This is a genomic window from Trichodesmium erythraeum IMS101, assembly GCF_000014265.1.
GTDB lineage: Bacteria > Cyanobacteriota > Cyanobacteriia > Cyanobacteriales > Microcoleaceae > Trichodesmium > Trichodesmium erythraeum.
Genome location: NC_008312.1, coordinates 7,455,701 through 7,471,672 on the forward strand (window position 1 = coordinate 7,455,701; position 15,972 = coordinate 7,471,672).

At 34.1% G+C, this 15,972-nt stretch carries 16 protein-coding genes and 7 pseudogenes; 5 read left to right on the top strand and 18 right to left on the bottom strand.

Annotation, left to right across the window (positions count from 1 at the left end; all coding sequences use genetic code 11):
* Nucleotides 1-362: 362 nt before the first annotated feature.
* Together TERY_RS26010 and TERY_RS34095 are read right to left on the bottom strand one after the other, a co-directional pair.
* Complete coding sequence (locus TERY_RS26010) at nt 363-647, bottom strand: hypothetical protein (RefSeq protein WP_011614106.1); 285 nt, start codon at nt 645-647, stop codon at nt 363-365.
* Nucleotides 648-1,468: 821 nt separating this feature from the next.
* Entirely contained in the window at nt 1,469-1,642 is a 174-nt protein-coding gene (locus tag TERY_RS34095) for a hypothetical protein (RefSeq protein WP_011614107.1), read from the bottom strand.
* Nucleotides 1,643-1,852: 210 nt separating this feature from the next.
* On the opposite strand from TERY_RS34095, the pseudogene TERY_RS26600 reads away from it, so the two are divergent.
* Nucleotides 1,853-3,122, top strand: a pseudogene (locus tag TERY_RS26600) (IS701 family transposase).
* Nucleotides 3,123-3,340: 218 nt separating this feature from the next.
* On the opposite strand, the gene TERY_RS23510 reads toward TERY_RS26600, so the two are convergent.
* From TERY_RS23510 to TERY_RS23525, 5 genes and pseudogenes are all read right to left on the bottom strand, one after another.
* Entirely contained in the window at nt 3,341-3,526 is a 186-nt protein-coding gene (locus TERY_RS23510) for a hypothetical protein (RefSeq protein ID WP_044137040.1), read from the bottom strand.
* 370 nt (nt 3,527-3,896) lie between these two features.
* Nucleotides 3,897-4,750, bottom strand: a pseudogene (locus TERY_RS31685) (IS630 transposase-related protein).
* Nucleotides 4,751-4,884: 134 nt separating this feature from the next.
* Nucleotides 4,885-5,566: pseudogene (locus TERY_RS31690) on the bottom strand (IS1 family transposase).
* Nucleotides 5,567-5,840: 274 nt separating this feature from the next.
* Entirely contained in the window at nt 5,841-6,245 is a 405-nt protein-coding gene (locus TERY_RS23520) for an alr0857 family protein (protein ID WP_011614108.1), read from the bottom strand.
* A gap of 263 nt (nt 6,246-6,508) precedes the next feature.
* Nucleotides 6,509-7,006 (bottom strand): HNH endonuclease, encoded by a 498-nt coding sequence (locus TERY_RS23525; protein WP_011614109.1) that lies wholly within the window; start codon nt 7,004-7,006, stop codon nt 6,509-6,511.
* A gap of 806 nt (nt 7,007-7,812) precedes the next feature.
* On the opposite strand from TERY_RS23525, the gene TERY_RS23530 reads away from it, so the two are divergent.
* Complete coding sequence (locus TERY_RS23530; protein WP_011614110.1) at nt 7,813-8,148, top strand: hypothetical protein; 336 nt, start codon at nt 7,813-7,815, stop codon at nt 8,146-8,148.
* 665 nt (nt 8,149-8,813) lie between these two features.
* On the opposite strand, the gene TERY_RS23535 is transcribed toward TERY_RS23530, so the two are convergent.
* From TERY_RS23535 to TERY_RS23545, 4 genes are all read right to left on the bottom strand, one after another.
* Nucleotides 8,814-9,314, bottom strand: coding sequence for a transposase family protein (locus TERY_RS23535; protein ID WP_011614111.1), 501 nt, complete (start codon nt 9,312-9,314; stop codon nt 8,814-8,816).
* A gap of 20 nt (nt 9,315-9,334) precedes the next feature.
* A complete protein-coding gene (locus tag TERY_RS37860; RefSeq protein WP_370497334.1) occupies nt 9,335-9,508 on the bottom strand; it encodes a helix-turn-helix domain-containing protein in 174 nt (57 codons plus the stop codon).
* Entirely contained in the window at nt 9,509-9,709 is a 201-nt protein-coding gene (locus tag TERY_RS37865) for a hypothetical protein (RefSeq protein ID WP_370495728.1), read from the bottom strand.
* Between the two features lie 237 nt (nt 9,710-9,946).
* The gene (locus TERY_RS23545; RefSeq protein ID WP_011614112.1) at nt 9,947-10,141 is read right to left on the bottom strand and encodes a cation transporter; all 195 of its coding nucleotides are present in this window, start codon (nt 10,139-10,141) and stop codon (nt 9,947-9,949) included.
* Between the two features lie 770 nt (nt 10,142-10,911).
* Between TERY_RS23545 and TERY_RS23550 the strand changes: the two genes are divergently transcribed.
* Entirely contained in the window at nt 10,912-11,220 is a 309-nt protein-coding gene (locus TERY_RS23550) for a hypothetical protein (protein ID WP_011614113.1), read from the top strand.
* Between the two features lie 439 nt (nt 11,221-11,659).
* Nucleotides 11,660-12,178 (top strand): annotated as a pseudogene (locus TERY_RS37870) (transposase).
* 406 nt (nt 12,179-12,584) lie between these two features.
* Here the strand turns inward: TERY_RS37870 and TERY_RS35590 are convergent.
* Together TERY_RS35590 and TERY_RS34100 are read right to left on the bottom strand one after the other, a co-directional pair.
* Nucleotides 12,585-12,779 carry a hypothetical protein gene (locus tag TERY_RS35590; protein WP_196797158.1) on the bottom strand — a complete coding sequence of 65 codons (195 nt, stop codon included), beginning with the start codon at nt 12,777-12,779 and terminating at the stop codon, nt 12,585-12,587.
* Between the two features lie 32 nt (nt 12,780-12,811).
* The gene (locus tag TERY_RS34100) at nt 12,812-12,994 is read right to left on the bottom strand and encodes a hypothetical protein (protein WP_196797159.1); all 183 of its coding nucleotides are present in this window, start codon (nt 12,992-12,994) and stop codon (nt 12,812-12,814) included.
* On the opposite strand from TERY_RS34100, the gene TERY_RS23570 reads away from it, so the two are divergent.
* The gene (locus TERY_RS23570; RefSeq protein ID WP_011614115.1) at nt 12,988-13,215 is read left to right on the top strand and encodes a transposase; all 228 of its coding nucleotides are present in this window, start codon (nt 12,988-12,990) and stop codon (nt 13,213-13,215) included. The two genes, TERY_RS34100 and TERY_RS23570, sit on opposite strands and share 7 nt — an antisense overlap.
* 198 nt (nt 13,216-13,413) lie before the next feature.
* Here the strand turns inward: TERY_RS23570 and TERY_RS23575 are convergent.
* The 5 genes and pseudogenes from TERY_RS23575 to TERY_RS26020 all read right to left on the bottom strand — a co-directional run bounded on the left by TERY_RS23575 (nt 13,414) and on the right by TERY_RS26020 (nt 15,718).
* Nucleotides 13,414-13,920, bottom strand: a pseudogene (locus tag TERY_RS23575) (transposase family protein).
* Nucleotides 13,921-14,049 (bottom strand): hypothetical protein, encoded by a 129-nt coding sequence (locus tag TERY_RS37875; protein ID WP_011614116.1) that lies wholly within the window; start codon nt 14,047-14,049, stop codon nt 13,921-13,923.
* A 4-nt stretch (nt 14,050-14,053) separates the two neighbouring features.
* Nucleotides 14,054-14,110: pseudogene (locus tag TERY_RS37880) on the bottom strand (DDE transposase family protein); the annotation flags it as partial.
* Nucleotides 14,111-14,311, bottom strand: coding sequence for a hypothetical protein (locus TERY_RS37885; protein WP_044137042.1), 201 nt, complete (start codon nt 14,309-14,311; stop codon nt 14,111-14,113). It abuts the pseudogene before it with no gap.
* Nucleotides 14,312-14,763: 452 nt separating this feature from the next.
* A pseudogene (locus tag TERY_RS26020) lies at nt 14,764-15,718 on the bottom strand (IS5 family transposase).
* Between the last annotated feature and the right edge of the window lie 254 nt (nt 15,719-15,972).

Sequence of the window (15,972 nt, forward strand, 5' to 3'; positions counted from 1 at the left end):
ATTTTCTATCTTTATACAACAAAGCCCCATCAACACATAAGAGAAATCATTTTTGAGCTCAATTAAGCAGATTTGATCTTTTTTGTGTTTTTTTTCTGACTGTCAAATTTACCCTTACCTTTTTTCACTATCAGGTATCGTTTTCTTTTGTGACGAAGTTGACCTTTTTTCTAGCCTGGAGATTTTCCACAGGGTTTGGGAGCATATGTGGGTGTTCCAACTAGGACAATAACTCCTCACTATCCCTGGGCAGTTCTTCGGGGAGTTAATTTAATCTCTGATTTCTGCCAAGGTAAGGGACAATCTACAATTACCTCACGAGCTAACCATAACTCCCAAGTCATCATGGGCATTAAATCACTCTATCGACTGCATTGCTGTTTAGAACCAAAGTTGGGTAAAGTCCAGTGCAACCTTTGTTTACAAAAGCGATACCAGTGTTCAATGGTAAAGCGACGTAGATAGAGGCCAACTAATTCTATCAAAGTAGGCATTTGTTCCCCCTTCCAAGCTAACCACAGGGGCTTACTTTTGGGTGAATCTAATCCCTGGACTCGAATTAATGATAATTTTTCATGAGATACTTGTCGAAAATGTAACTTATGCCATGCTTGAATCTGGAGTTTTCCTGGCAATGGATATTCCACTTCTATTTTTGGCTCTTCTGGTCTCCAGGTTTACTCATCATTGACAGGACTTACGCAAAGACACCATATATAGCGCATAGCAATTTCGACGAACTTCACGCTTTGTCACGTGCATTAGCGGAGCTTTGCGTTAGCAATCGCCTAACTATTTTTCTTCAAAAACCAATAGTAATTCAAGTCAAATAACCTTCATTTTAATTGAAGGATGTTTCAATTGGTCGGTTAGATATTTTGACAATAATCCGTGCTTGACTTGATAAATACTTTTGCCTATTTTAGAAGCAAATCTTTTTAAAAAGTTCCACACGCTCCATTGCACAAGCAATATGATTTTCTTGAATTATTCGCAGACGACACGCTCCACGCGTCCTAAACCTGTTAATTGCTTAACTTCTCGATTGATATCTTCGATTTTCCATCGAGTTTGAGATTCAAACTCTACATCTAAAGAGTGATGATTGAGTTAAGTCATTAGTAACAATATATTCTGCTGAAGTTGGCAGATACACCTAATCCAAAATATTTTTGCTTTTTTGTCTCGTGGAAAGCCTTTAATTTTAATTCTTTTTCCTGATCGATCGCGACCTGTATCATCAACGCGCGCGATTACTTTTTAAAGGGCAATAATAAATTTTTCTATCATTATCTATTAATCCCATTAATCTTTGTATTGCATACCAACTATCCATTAATACTGTTTTAAATGGTATTTTCTTATTATTTATAGCATTAAGTATCATTTCTTCAACACTCTTCTATTTTTGTTTTCTTGTCAGTATCTGGGTCATAAATCCTATAATCTATAATCCATAATTGTTCATTCATCGATTAAAATATATACAATTAACTATTCCTATGCCATGAACAACTTGATGTTCATTGCCACTATATTGTCGTCGTGCAAGCTCAATATTATGCCCATACTTTTTATTAATTACTGTGTCATCAAAAATTAAATAAGCTTCGGTATCACCAAACAAATTCTTCTTTAACATTTCGCCATAAACCTTCTGAATTTAAAGACTAATATCTTAAATAGCGATTTATTGTATCATGGCTAATATTGTCCAGATGATTTGCGGCGTAGCGTTATTGTAAAATTTGTGTGAGATTTAACGGGACTTTAGTGAAAAAATAGTAAAAAAAAGGGTATAATGTATACCTGATATGTATTTTACGTTAATTACTGGCCTGGGAAAAGTTTGATGAAAGAAACAACTTCAGTGGCCATGCCCTCTTGTTTCCATCGATGGTGCGATCGCTTTAACAATGTCTTTAAAACAAAAGCCCAAAAAACAGGGTTTAGGGAATATATAGGAGGATTACTCTTGAGAAAGCGATCGAAAAAACTTGTCTCAAATTGCCAACAACACTGTAGGTCACACGTACCACAAATTACGGCATTTTCTAGTTCGAGCAAATTGGTCTGTAGATGCTGTGAATGAGCGTCGTCTTCAAGTAATGTGGGAACGTCGCCAAACAAAACCTTCTCGATCCTATTGCTTTAATTATAGACGATTCAGGCCACAGAAAAAGTGGTAATTTTACTGCAGGAGTAGGGCGGCAATATATAGGAGAAATAGGAAAAACAGATAATGGTGTAGTCGTGGTGACAACTCATCTTTATGATGGAGTTAAAAGTCTACCTTTAGACATAGCTTTGTATCAGAAAGCTGATTCTTTTCCAAAAGGAAAAAAAGACCCAGAATTTGTCAAGAAACCAGACGAGTGCAATGTCTCTAGTAGATCAATGTTTGTCCAGAGGACACCAACCAGAAATTGTGTTAATTGAAATTTGGCTATGGTAACAATACATCATTCTTAAATCAACTAGAGAAAAGAAGTTTAACTTATATAGGAGGATTAGCTAAAAATCGAAAAGTCATCATTAAAAAACAAGATGACATTAAAGAGGAAATTAGATTAGACAAGCTGGCAGAAAGTATACCTCAGAAAGCTTTCAACTTAGTTCAACTAAGTACAAAAAATGCTAGAGAAGTTTGGGTAGCTACATTAGAAGTAGAAATATCTAGGATGTCAGGTCAAAAAACTATAGCTATCGTTATGAATGCTAAAAGTTTTTCTGAGGCCACTGATATTAACTATTATATCACTAATAGAGAAGACAAATATGTAACTCCTGAGTGGATATATTCTACTTATTCTCAAAGAAATTGGGTGGAAGTTTTCTACAGGGAAGCCAAAGGATGGTTAGGATTAAGAGAATATCAAGTCAGAGATAAAATCAGCCTTAAAAGGCATTTTATTTTAGTATTTTGTGCTTATACATTTATTATCTGGCATCAGTTAACAGGAGGTATAAGAAGGCGTTGGGCTAACAAACCATTAAATACGTTTACTGATACTTTAGAAGCATTTCGTACCGCAATATCTTATCGTTTTGTTGAGTGGTTAGATGAAAACATCGACGTATTTACCGCTCATAAAGAGAGTTTAGGGTTTGTTTGGGCTTGAAATTTGCTAAAGTCCCGTTAAGTAAATATTGACAGTAGTCAACAAAATTAAAATTCATATTTTTGAACTAATATAATTCTGTCATTATCATCTAATAATTAAAGATTTTTAGCAAGTTAATTTAACCTAATTGTAACCTTATTTAAAGATACATTAAAAGTAATATCTATCTGAAAAAAAACTAATTATAGTATGGAGAATTTCATATCGACAGTACGCTACATATTTGGATTGTGATTGAGTTGAAATTTCTCCCCATGTAAGGGAGGAACACCACGACCATTATAACCCATTGGTTCACCGTAAAAACATCTATTAGAACTTAACCCCATCAATTTATCCCAGGGAATATCTGCGGTTTGTTTGATAAAGGAGGCACATCCATATTGGCTATCGACAACCACTATAGCTCGCTTTTCTAGGTAGGGACAGACGTTTCTTAACGGTTCACTTAACTTACTGAGGGCAGTGTCACAACTATTAATTCTTTCATGAAGTAAAGGTAATGCCCAGCCTAAGCCTTAAGTTATTTAAGTTTGTATGGGACTAAAGCCACCAATAATAAGCGATCGCTCTCTAAAAATTATAGCTATCGCTCTACTGACTATGCGCTATATATAGTGTCTTTGCGTAAGTCCAGTAAATATTATTTCCTGGAATGAATGATTGATATTCAATCACTTAAATCAATCTTTTCTGAAATCCTTGTAGGGATCTTCTATAGAAGATCCCTAAATTATTACTTATATAGTTATTTTAAATAAAACTGAGACACTATTTGGCACAATAATTACGAATAACTTCATCAAGAGATGTATTGATAGGTAAATACATTCTAGCTCTTTTTAATGCACTAAAATCATGTTCTTAGTCATTTAAATCAGGAGAGTATTTTGGCAAAAATAGTAATTGGTGACCCCCTGCTTCTACTAATTCTCTAATAACGTTTTTTCGTAATTAATGGTGAATTATCCGTGCAGCAGTACACTGGGAATTTTTAATGATGGTAATAAATGTTTATCTAACCATTGTTCAAATCCCACAGCATTTAGACTTCCTTTGAATATAATTGGTGCTATTAAATCTTTTTCCTTTTTTTCTTCTCCCGGCTACTAAATTTTCTCTTTTACCTCGTTTTCTCTCTTGCTCACCATAAATTTTTTCCCTTTTTTTGACCAGGCATAAATACAGTCTTGATTATCTTAAAATCCTGATTCATCAATAAATACAAGGCTTTTAATTCCAAATATTTGGATAAAATTTCGAGGGAAAGCTGATAATATTTTATCCTTTCTTATCTATTTCTTTCTCTATAACGAAGTTGTTTCTTTTTTCAAGAAAAATTCATTTTTTTTAAAGCATAAAATATAGCTGGTTGATTAACTCCAAATTTTTAGACCTGTCTGACAATGAGCGACTCTAGATTTGGTTTTACATCTTTTTCTAATTCTTTCCAATCTAATTTTTTTTTGACGACTTTTTACCTTAGTTGCTGACAATTTTGGGCGAGATAACCATCTATATATCGAAGCTCTTCCTATCCCAAATGTATGAGCTGCTTTGGTAATTGTACCGCCATTTTCTACAAAATTTATTACTTTTTTTCTGAAATCTAAACTGTAAGGAATAGTTCAAAATATTTTCTAGTTGACTTAATTTTATTATACCCAATTCTTGTTTCAATCTTAATTAAAACGACTATATATATTACCTGTTTATTACCTGTTTACAATTTAGTATTCCTGTATATGTAGTGATAAAATTATAATGAAGTGATCGCTTCATTATAATGATGAATGAAATACCAAATAGCACCCAAATGGATTTCTAATTTTTTAGAAAAAGATCAAGTTTTTCACAACTCAGGGATACATCCTTTGACCCAAAGTATTATTTAACCTTTCCATAATAAGCAGTTAAGCCAGTTTCTAATAATCCGATAATTGCCTACAATCAGGAAAAATCAGATCATAAGCTGACCAAAAATCTGTATAACAAATTGCACATTGCTTATATATTCCTGGCCATGAATTTCACAATTGGTTAGCGCCTTTTTCTCCTCTTTCTCCTAAAGAGAAAGCCACAATTTCTTTGGTTTCTATATCAATGGCTAGCCAGAACCATTGCTGATTATTTTTACTCCCAACAAATGACCACATTTCATCACACTCAATAGTCAGTTTTCCCGGTTTTTTTTAGTACATTTTATAGACTGTGAAACTTCTGCAAAGTTCCAATTAACCTAGTTTTGTCGCCATTTTTAAGATACACCTGTTACACGAATCATCCCAGCTCAACTGATTTTTTCTAATAATAATTTATCAATCAATTCTTGGGGGAGAATTGTTGATGTATACTTTAGAGTTATTGGGGACAAATTGTCTTTGACAGGTTTGACATTGATATTTCTATTTTTTATGATGAATTGTCCCATTTTTAACAATATGGCTACTACCACAACTTGGACATTACTTAATCATCATTTGCCTCTCGAATTATATGTTAATGTGCATATTTAGTAAGTGTATGTTAGCACAATTTGTGGTATGATATTTAGAAGAGATTTATTAATAACTTAGTATTTGGTTATATTAAGGGCTCGCCTAGCAAATAAACTTTTAATTTTTAGTAGGCAAAAGCGCAATATTTCTGATATTAATATCCATTACTGACTGCTTATATGAACATATCACTACATATATAGGACTACCTACAATTTTACCAATCATTTCCTTTCTGACTTACTGACGCATCCGCCTTAGTTGCTTGCCACAAGTTCAAAAGTAACAACTCAATCTGATCGCTCAAAGCAGTTATAAAAATTCCATTTTCTTGTTTTGGATCTAGAGTAGTAACCCAAGTTCCTACTAAAGTAACTTCCACAAATTCATCATCAGCAACACAAAGATCAATATATTCCCCCTCCTCCTTTTCTATAGCTAGCTCCAACATCGACAACTCAGGTAAACTTATAGGCAGTAAAAAAGCAACAGAACTTGGTTCAACTACAATTTTTTTACCAACTCCCATAGCTAACATTACCCGTAGTGCTACTAACTGTTTGGGAGATTGAGCCAAACGCTTGATATAAAAGTCAGATTCAGTATAAGTTAATTTTAGCATTCCCGGTGGTCTCTCCTTTGTTAATGTGAAGAGCTTCCGATGTTATTGAGTTATTAATCTATAACTCAAAACTCAAAACTCTTCGCAGTCATTGAAATTAGTTTTGTTAACAACATTTGGCATTTAAGATAATTTCCTTGCAATTATCTTCTCAAATAACAACATCAAAATGTAGTTCTAGTTACTTCACTAGAATTAACGAAACTTATGAGCAACTTTTCAGGTCAAATCCAGCAAAAAAATAGAACTTTCTAAAGCTTGTGTTACCGTTCGCGCCAGAACTGTTTAGCAAATGCAATAATCAGATGTATTGGTATTTTCGGTTGATGTAATAACTTCATCTCTGCTTCAATTAGAGTATGACTACCTTTAAAAACATTGCATTTCTCGCAAGCTGTAACTACATACTCCCAAATATGTTTACGGTCTTTTGAGCTACGAATTAGATTATCCAAAATTAAACGTTTAGTACTACCACAATATTGACAACAATGATGATCTCGCTTTAACACTTCTTTTTGCTTCATTGGAGGAACTTTCCATAACCTTTTTTGGGAAATCATCCTCAGGGTAATTTGTTGAGACATATATAAGACCAAACTAGTAGAACGTAAAGGCCAGCAACTTCCATTATTAAAATCTAGAGATTCAGCTATACTAGACACCCACATAGCGATCGCCCGCTTGATATTTATGCGGGTGATTGGTAAGTAATTCTGAGAAAATATTACCACAGATTGGTTTAATACTTGAGTTATCATCGTCACTGCTTTACCTCCTAATTTAAAATCTTAGATTTTTTATAGCAACTGGTTTCTAAGTTGATTATCTAAATTTAAAAGTTCACTTTATTTTTTTTTGTTTCTCAATCTTATCTAAAACTAACAGCCCCTGCTCCTATTTTTTCGGAAGCGGGGGCTAGAAAAAACATCTATACCTTTTATTTTGACTTATGTAGAGATATTTTCATTCTGTACCAAATATTATGAGTGCGCTCCAAATGTTTAATAATGCACAGTAGAAAGTTTTCGCTAATTCGATGAATCTCCCAATATTTACAAGAAAATCTTATAAGCACGAAAAATAAATCTGTAGCCTTGGTGGCTCCGCGCTCACAGAAATTAATTGGTAAGACCAAGGTTAGGAGTGACTTATCAGGATAAAAGGCCACCAATATGGGGCTTAGGCACAAGCATTTTTATAACTAGTTTAATTAATAGATTATAGCATGATTAGTAATTTTGGATTCCAAACTATAAACTTTCCCCTTCCTAATTGATTTGACCTGATATTTGGCCAATAAGGTCTGAAAAATATGATAATTTTTTCGATTAGCTCTAAGCTCATATAATCAATGGCAAAATTTTTTCTGCCAAATATAATTTTTCTTAAACTCAATCATAAAATAGTCTTACAACCTTTGAAGAAGTTGTTGTTTGACTGATATATGGCTTAGATAAATTAATATTTCACAAGAAGGCTCTCAAAATTTGGTTTTAAATCTTAGTTTTTTTATACTACACTAATATTACAGATATGTTTAGCTAAAAATCAAGGAAGAAAAATCATGTATACAATTCCCAAAACCTCAACTACTGAGATGGAAGTGACCAGTATTCGTCTAGAAAAAGAGTTAAAGAGTAGACTCAAAAAACTAGCCAGTAATAAAGGTTATCAAGCTCTAATTCGAGATATCCTCTGGACTTATGTTCAGCAAAAGTCTGGCGATTATCAGCCACAATTTTCTAATGCAGATATTCGAGCAAGTGTACCTGCAACAGCTCAACAAGAAGAACGATGTGTAATCACTGGCAAAGTAATACGACCCAGTGAAGCAATGCTATTAGGACTTACGACTAATGGTAATATGGTACCTCTAAGTATAGATAGTATTAAGGATTAACTACACTTAACTATTGGTGATGGGAAATGGGCTATCAAGAAATCTCAAAAATAACTAAGTATAGATAGTATTAAGGATTAACTACACTTAACTATTGGTGATGGGAAATGGGCTATCAAGAAATCTCAAAAATAACGACGCCCAAATTTATTTATTCCTCTGCTTACCCATCACCATAATAAAGGTTAAAAGTTAAAAGTTAAAATTAATTTTTGATTTTTGACTAAGTTCTAGGTGCCAAAATGCTTTGCAAGCGGATAAGTTAGTTCTAATAGCTTTATTTTTAACCAATCAAATAAACCTTCTAATGTAAAGAATAGTCGTGCCAAATGCGGGGATTAATTGTATAAAACTTGTGCACCCAAGCAAGAAACCAAGCTTATTGCTTTGATGATTGTTATTTGAATTGCGCTCAATTTTGTCTTATACCAAAAGTAAAAAAGGCTAAATTCATAGTGCTTACCTCATAATAATTTCAGGGTACTTATTAGACATCTCCAAAAATTAACAAAGCCTTTCCTTGACTTGATCTTAGCCTAGTTGCCATATCAAGCATCTTTGGTCCTAAAATACGCAATCATAAATCTTTGAGATATTTTCTCTTACTAATTCAACATTTATTTCCCCCCATTTTCACTTTATTCTCTTAATTTATTATCTTCTTTTTATACTAATATTAATGCTCCTATTCTTAATTTCACTAATCCACATACTACCATTACTACTTTCTCATAACTTTTCTCTTTTAATCTAAATCTTTCTCTCGCAATTCCAAATATTTTTAGTAATCTAATTACATGTTCTACGAATATTCTTTTTTGGGCTTTTTGTTGATTTTTTTCTTTTATTTCTTCTGGCATTTCTTTTTTTCTTGGTTTCTTTTTTGGTGTACTTGTTCTTTCTGCTCCTTGATCTGCCTTATCCCCTTGAAAATATTGATTATCCTTAAAATTTTCCCGTTGTTTGTTTAATAAATTTATATCACTTAATGGTCCCCTTTCTCCGATAATTACATCCACTATTTCTGTTCCTTTTGGTGTCGTTATTATTTGATTTTTAAAGGTATTATTTTTCTTGTTTCCTGAATAATATTTTTCTGGTTTTTCAGATTCTTTTGGTCTTTCTCTACTTTGTTCTGAGCTATCTACTATTAATTCTAATTCCATTAACGCTTCTTTTACCCCTTCTAATTCATCTTCTTTTTTTTGACTTGTTCTAATAAACTAGCTGGTAATAAATCTGGTAAAATATTTATCCAGTAATGGAATATATTATTGGCTGTTGATTCACTAACTCCAAAATTTATTCCTAATAATTGAAAAGTTGGTATATGATGTAAATAATATAGCGTTAAAAATATTTATTCTGTTTTAGTTAAAGTCTTTTTTCTGCCTCCACCTGGTTTAATTAAACTTATTTCTTTCTCGGCAATTACCTGGAAATTTTCTGATTCTTTGATAATTGCATTTTCTATTAATTGTGTTAGCTGTTCATAAGTAATCCCTATAATTCTTTTTGTTTCTTTCGGATAATTATGAATGTACTCTAAAGTTTTATTCATTGGTATAGCTACCTAAATAAAATTGTAAATGAACATTACAATCTTATCTTATTTTCTATTTTGGAGATGTCTATTTATAACATTATTTTTGTTCTTTTTTCATGTACTTTATTACAACTGGGTTTCAACTAAAATCCGATCTCCTCTTCTTGCCGCTCTATCCTAGGAAAGAAAAACCCTGGGGTTTGATAGAAAAATACACCCCAAGTTTACATTTTAGTTATAGCTTAGTTAATTTTATTCAACTGTATGTCCAGCAGAAGTAATTACTTCTTTAATAGAGTCTTCAGATGCTTCAGTTTCTACTGTAACTATCTTTTGCCCTATATTCACTTGGACATCAGCTTCAGACTCGTAGTTTTTAATTGCTTTAGTAATAGTATCTGCACATGCACTACAAGCAATAGATGTAACTTTCAATTGTATTGCCATATTAAAAAAATTTGTTATGTAACATACTCAAAAGCCAAATTTACCATAATATTTGGGCTTATTGTTTCCTAACCCCACTATGCCTTATGACTCTAGGAGCTTTCATAAAGGAATACCCTATCACTCTGTATTCTATATTTCTGGTTGCGTCTTGATCCCGACACATTACAATATCACTACAGAGGATAAGAATAAATTCTTTTAAATAGTTTTTTTGGAACTGACCAAATCCAATTTTACCAATTCTTTGGTTGTGGTATTTGGATTGGCAGTTATCGTTTTCTATCCAACATTCTTGGCTTTGAGACCAAGAATAAAAAAGGATTTACATCTCTTATTCTGGTGTACTTAATTTATTTACTTAATCTTATTTACTATGTCCTTATGATAAATATTAACTTAATAATATCTAATTATAACATCAATTTTTCCCAAGAGTGCAAAAAACAATATTTATAAATTAATTGGCCGGAACACAGGATTGGAATTTACTCTAGATTTAAGCTTACTCAGAGATTATTGCGTGAGATGAATCTATGCTCTAGCTAAATAATTTCTAACTAAGTGTAAGTATAGCAGTAGTTATGAATTTCTATAATCAGAATTAAAAGAAAGAAGGAAGACTAAATTTGAAGTAAATTTTGAAAAAAAGGGAAAACAGTCTTTAGGGACTTGCGTAAAAATAAGATACCCACTAAGAGCACAGAGGTAGCAAGTAGCGGATTTCTAGAAGCAACTACTTGCAGGTTGGAAGCAAAGGAATCTCTAGAATGCTACTACTAAACGATAGAATTAAATCAACCTTTCAAGATGCAGCGAAGAAACTGAGGGGACATCATAAGTGTGGCTTGACAGCAAAAATTGCTGAAGATTATTTGGGAGGGTCAGCCCGCAAAGCAGAACGAATGTTTGGATGGAATCGCAAAAGCGTTCAGTTGGATTTGCACGAGCGTAACACAGGTTTGATATGTGTAGACAATTATCAGGCACGAGGTCGCTACAAAACTGAAGTGATTTTATCTGATTTTGAAGGCGACATTCATGCTCTGGTGGATGCTCAATTTCAGGCAGAAGCGTAACACAGGTTTGATATGTGTAGATAATTATCAGGCACGCGCTACAAAACTGAAGTGATTTTACCTGATTTTGAAGGCGACATTCATGCTCTGGTGGATGCTCAATTTCAGGCAGAAGCGTAACACAGGTTTGATATGTGTAGATAATTATCAGGCACGCGCTACAAAACTGAAGTGATTTTACCTGATTTTGAAGGCGACATTCATGCTCTGGTGGATGCTCAATTTCAGGCATAACCGAAGTTATTTTCCACATTTGTTTATGCCCGCATCAGTGCGCGGGGGTTGGGGGAGGGGTTAATTACTCAGAAGGGATACTCACACTCTTCACTACCGAATCGCCAAACCATCGGTGATATTCTCAACCGACTGGGATATCGCCTAAAAAAACACAAAAAACAAAACCCTTGAAGAAAGTTCCAAACCGATGCCATTTTTGAGAATGTCTGGAAACAAAATCACAGATAGCAATGACAATGGTAAGTCACTACGAATCTCTATTGAGACCACAGCCAAAGTCAAAATTGGCAATCTTTCGCGCAATGGTAAAGCCCGCACCTTAGAAGCTAAAGAAGCCGATGACCATGATATCCAATGGCAATCAGTGTTGGTTCTATTTGGCATTCTCAATACTCAAACAGATCAGTTATCAATTTACTTTGGACAGTCGGCAGAAACTAGCGATTTCATTGTTGATTGTTTAACTGCTTAGTGGTACAAGCAACAACACAAGTACACCCAACTGGAGGAAGAGGAACTGGTTATTGACCTTGATGGAGGCAGTGCTACTCGAAATAATTGCACCCAATTTATTAAGGGTATGGTTGAATTTTATCATGGGACTGGCTTGAGAATTCGCCTAATCTACTATCCTCCTTACCATAGTAATTACAATCCTATAGAACGATGTTGGGCTGTCGAACGAAAACTACTGGAATGGGGCTATTTTAAATTTGCTTGAAACCCGGCTGGAAGGGTGTTGCGCCAATTATCCACCTAGTTGAGACCACTTATCAAACTGGAGTTAAAGTTTTAGCTGACGAATTAGAACATTACAAACCCTTTTTGCTGCCCTCTGAAACATTGCCTAAATAGTACATCACAATTTTACCATTCTCTTCGCTGTCTTATTTATCCGCTAGTCCCTTAGGGAAAAATGAAAACTTAAACCGAGCAATTTTGGTTAGTGACTTTAGCTATTTATGCTGCTATCAGCTACAAGTTCCATAACCCAGTTGCTGTTAACATTAATTTGTTATCAAAATCATTTTTTTGATTACGGTAAATCTGATTTACAGCCCCATAGCGTTTGATACCTGCAAAGGCGTTTTCACATATCACCCGCTTATTGACTCAATTTCTGATTTTTAAGGCTTTGCTATTGCTGTTAATTCTCCCCCTTTTTGTTTTTTATGGGGTATGCTGATATTTTCAGACTGATGTTGAATACCTTGCAACCTACTCATAACTTCAATTGGTATCTCCACAGGTATATTTCCTATCAACTTTTCCTGGTGTAGGAGTTTCAAGTCATGTAACTTTCCCTCTCTTGCCTTACTCAACAAGAACACTCGCTTATTTTGGTATACTGCTGCTAGATGTTTGCGAGATAGAGGCTTTTTTTTCCTGAATAATTCAGTTTTTGTTTTTCTGAGCCCGTTGGTCGTTGCACTGCCGGTTCTATGCCATCCATTACCACTCGTTCTACTCCAGGAAAACGCTCTATAGAAGCCATTTTGGATCTTTCTGAAAGACTATAATGGATAGAAAATGCCATATTCTAGTAGCTTGACAGATGAGGAGTGGGTTATAATTGAACCCCTGTTACCCAAAAAGAAAAGAACTTTTCCCCCCAAATGGACTAAAAGAGAAATATTGGATGGTGTTCTCTACCAACTTCAGAATGGTTGTAACTGGTGTGATTTACCCAAGCATTTACCTCCTTATTCGACGGTATTTTGGCACTACAAACAATGGCATATTGGAAGGGGTAATTGAGAAGATTAGAGATGTTTTACATTAGACATATCCAAAAATACCCACTTCCCTTACTGTGACTATTTTTCAAGGAATTAGCGCCTAATCCCCCAGATAGTCATTTTTTACATACTTTATGGTGTTAGAGATAGTTACTGTTTATTATTCACCATATTGAGCTGTTGTTTTTGTTATCTTCTTTTCTACATATAGTAGGGTTCATGCTAATATTAATGCTCCTATTCTTAGTCTGACTAAACCACATATTGTTAAAATTACCTTTTCATAATTATATTCTTTTAATCTGAACCTTTCTCTAACTATTCCAAATATTTTGAGCAACCTAATAACATGTTCCACAAAGATTCTCTTTTTAGCTAATTTCAAGTTATTTTCTTTCATTTTTGGTGACATTTCTTGTTTTCTAGGCTTTTTTTTTGGTGTTATAGTTCTCTCTGCTCCTTGATACCCTTTATCTCCCTGAAATTTTTGTTATTTATCAAATTTTGAAAGTTGTTTTATGAGTAAATTTACATCGCTTTCTGGACCTCTTTGTCCCACATTCACATCTACTATTTCTGTACCTTTTTCTGTCGTTATTATTTGGTTTTTTAATGTATAGTTTTTCTTTTTTCCAGAGTAATATTTTTTCTGTTTATCATCAGAGTATGGCCTATATATGCTTTTTTCTGTACTATCTACAATTAATTCTTGTTCTGTTAAAATTTATTGTATCCATAAATATTCGTCTTCTTTTTTTTGAAATTGTTCTAACAAGCTACTAGGCAGTAACTCTTGTAATATATCTATCCAAAGCCTGAAAAATATTATTTGCTGTTGATGAGCTGAAACCAAAGTATATTCCTAGTATTTGGAATGTGGAGAAATGGCGTAAATAGTATAAAGTTAAGATGATTTATTCCTCGAGTTTTAAGCTTTTTTTTCTGACTCCTCCTGTCTTAATTAGTCTTTTTTCTTGACTAGCGATCGCCTGTCTTTTTTTTAATGCAAGTCTTTGAGCATTTCCTAATATTTTTTTAAATTGCTCATTGGTAATCCCAATAACTCTTTTTATTTCTTTTGGGTGGTTATTAATATATTCTAATATCTGAGTCATTAGTATATAGTTTTTACAAATTTTTCATGACAATTATACCTTAATTTTTATTTTGGAGATGTCTATTGGGATTTCTGCGTCAAAAGGTAAAAAAAAGCGCTCCGGGACAACTTTAATCATCATTGACTCACTAATCATCAAAAATACTTGTAATGCAAGTACAGAGTCGAAAGGATTTTTATTACAGAGTACTAATGGAATCAAGCGGCATCTAGCAGTAGATAGCCTCGGTTTTCCTTTTTTTACTCATTTAAGCAATATCAGTCTCTGATGATGTGGGATTAATTGAAATGTTGTCTGACAATATTGATTACTTCAAATCTAAACCTGTCAATATTCCTAAAATCACTATTCTTCTCCACAGGACGGATATCACCCGGAAAAATTAACGATTGAGTTGGGCTTTGTTGCATGAAAGTAGTGATCGCCAAAAACTTCCATCAGGAAGTTAACTAGATTTTCACTTTGTGACTTTTGGGTTTACCTGTTTGAATCATACGGTTCAGCATGGCACATTGTATGAACAACTCTACTGCTTGGGCTTTCGAATTTTCCTCGTCGTAACTGACCTCCAAAGCTCACTTTGAGTCTAAACATTGTGGTTTCTGATAGAGAACGCCGATGGTAACCACTTTCATGCTTCCATTTTTGGCGTCCTACCTTTCTGATTCTTCTGAGGTTTTCATCTCTGGGATGAGGTGGGCATTTGCAGTTGCCGTGTTGACCTATTACTGCATTTTTCCTGGGTGGAATTGTTACTTTTGCTCCTAGTTGGTTAGCTTTCTGGTAACATTTATACTTGTGCTCTGCTCCATCTCCTGATACTTGGGCTATTTCCCCATCTACTCCATTTCTCAAGTTCAGAAAATGCTTGTGAATCACTGACATCATTGGTAGTCACTACTCCACTGACAATCTCTCCTGTAGCCTCATTTACTCCTAGGTGTAATTTACCCCATGTACGCCGTTTACTGACACCATGAACTTTTGTTTTCCATTCACCTTCTCCGTAAACTTTCACCCCTGTAGAGTCTACTACTGTACGGAATAGTTTCATTAGTTGGTATAACTGGCAGTTGGATATTCAGTTTGAGCAAGCGACAGGATACAGTGCTATGGTCTGGTACTGGTAAATCTAAGTCCATCAATTGAAATATAGATTCGACAAAACCTTCAGTCTGTCGTCCGGCCAGACCAAACAATGATTGTATAGTGACCATAAATTCAATGGCCGTATTGCTATAGGTATTTGATGCCCCCCTACGTCCAGTTTTTTGTTGATTTACCCACTGCTCTATGACTTCATCATTCAACCAAAATGTGAGGCTCCCTCTCTGTCTTAGGGACGCATCAGACCTACGACCAGTTGCTGAAGAGGTACTTAGACTTGGACTTGGACTTACTCATCTCTACCCTTACTATAGGTTTCTTGTGCCACACGCTTATTGTTACCATATTTTCTATCTTTATACAACAAAGCCATTGAGTTGAAAAAAATTTATCCAGCGATTATGACCAAGATTCGGTTTAAGCTCTCACCTAAGCCCTCGAAAGCCCTCGAAGAAGAAGCAGGGACAAAGGGGTTTAATCAGATGGGTCATTGAAAGAACTAATTCTTGGATGGAAAGATGTAAGAGTTTAGTCAAAAAAATTGATGGGAA

Excerpts from the sequence above, each read along its gene's own strand:
- TERY_RS23570 (WP_011614115.1), top strand. The coding sequence starts at position 12,988 with ATGCCATATTCTAGTAGCTTGACAGATGAGGAGTGGGTTATAATTGAA.
- TERY_RS37865 (WP_370495728.1), bottom strand. The coding sequence starts at position 9,709 with ATGAATAAAACTTTAGAGTACATTCATAATTATCCGAAAGAAACAAAA.
- TERY_RS23535 (WP_011614111.1), bottom strand. The coding sequence starts at position 9,314 with ATGGAATTAGAATTAATAGTAGATAGCTCAGAACAAAGTAGAGAAAGA.
- TERY_RS23550 (WP_011614113.1), top strand. The coding sequence starts at position 10,912 with ATGCTACTACTAAACGATAGAATTAAATCAACCTTTCAAGATGCAGCG.
- TERY_RS34100 (WP_196797159.1), bottom strand. The coding sequence starts at position 12,994 with ATGGCATTTTCTATCCATTATAGTCTTTCAGAAAGATCCAAAATGGCT.
- TERY_RS23520 (WP_011614108.1), bottom strand. The coding sequence starts at position 6,245 with ATGCTAAAATTAACTTATACTGAATCTGACTTTTATATCAAGCGTTTG.
- TERY_RS34095 (WP_011614107.1), bottom strand. The coding sequence starts at position 1,642 with ATGTTAAAGAAGAATTTGTTTGGTGATACCGAAGCTTATTTAATTTTT.
- TERY_RS23530 (WP_011614110.1), top strand. The coding sequence starts at position 7,813 with ATGTATACAATTCCCAAAACCTCAACTACTGAGATGGAAGTGACCAGT.
- TERY_RS37885 (WP_044137042.1), bottom strand. The coding sequence starts at position 14,311 with ATGACTCAGATATTAGAATATATTAATAACCACCCAAAAGAAATAAAA.
- TERY_RS23545 (WP_011614112.1), bottom strand. The coding sequence starts at position 10,141 with ATGGCAATACAATTGAAAGTTACATCTATTGCTTGTAGTGCATGTGCA.
- TERY_RS23525 (WP_011614109.1), bottom strand. The coding sequence starts at position 7,006 with ATGATAACTCAAGTATTAAACCAATCTGTGGTAATATTTTCTCAGAAT.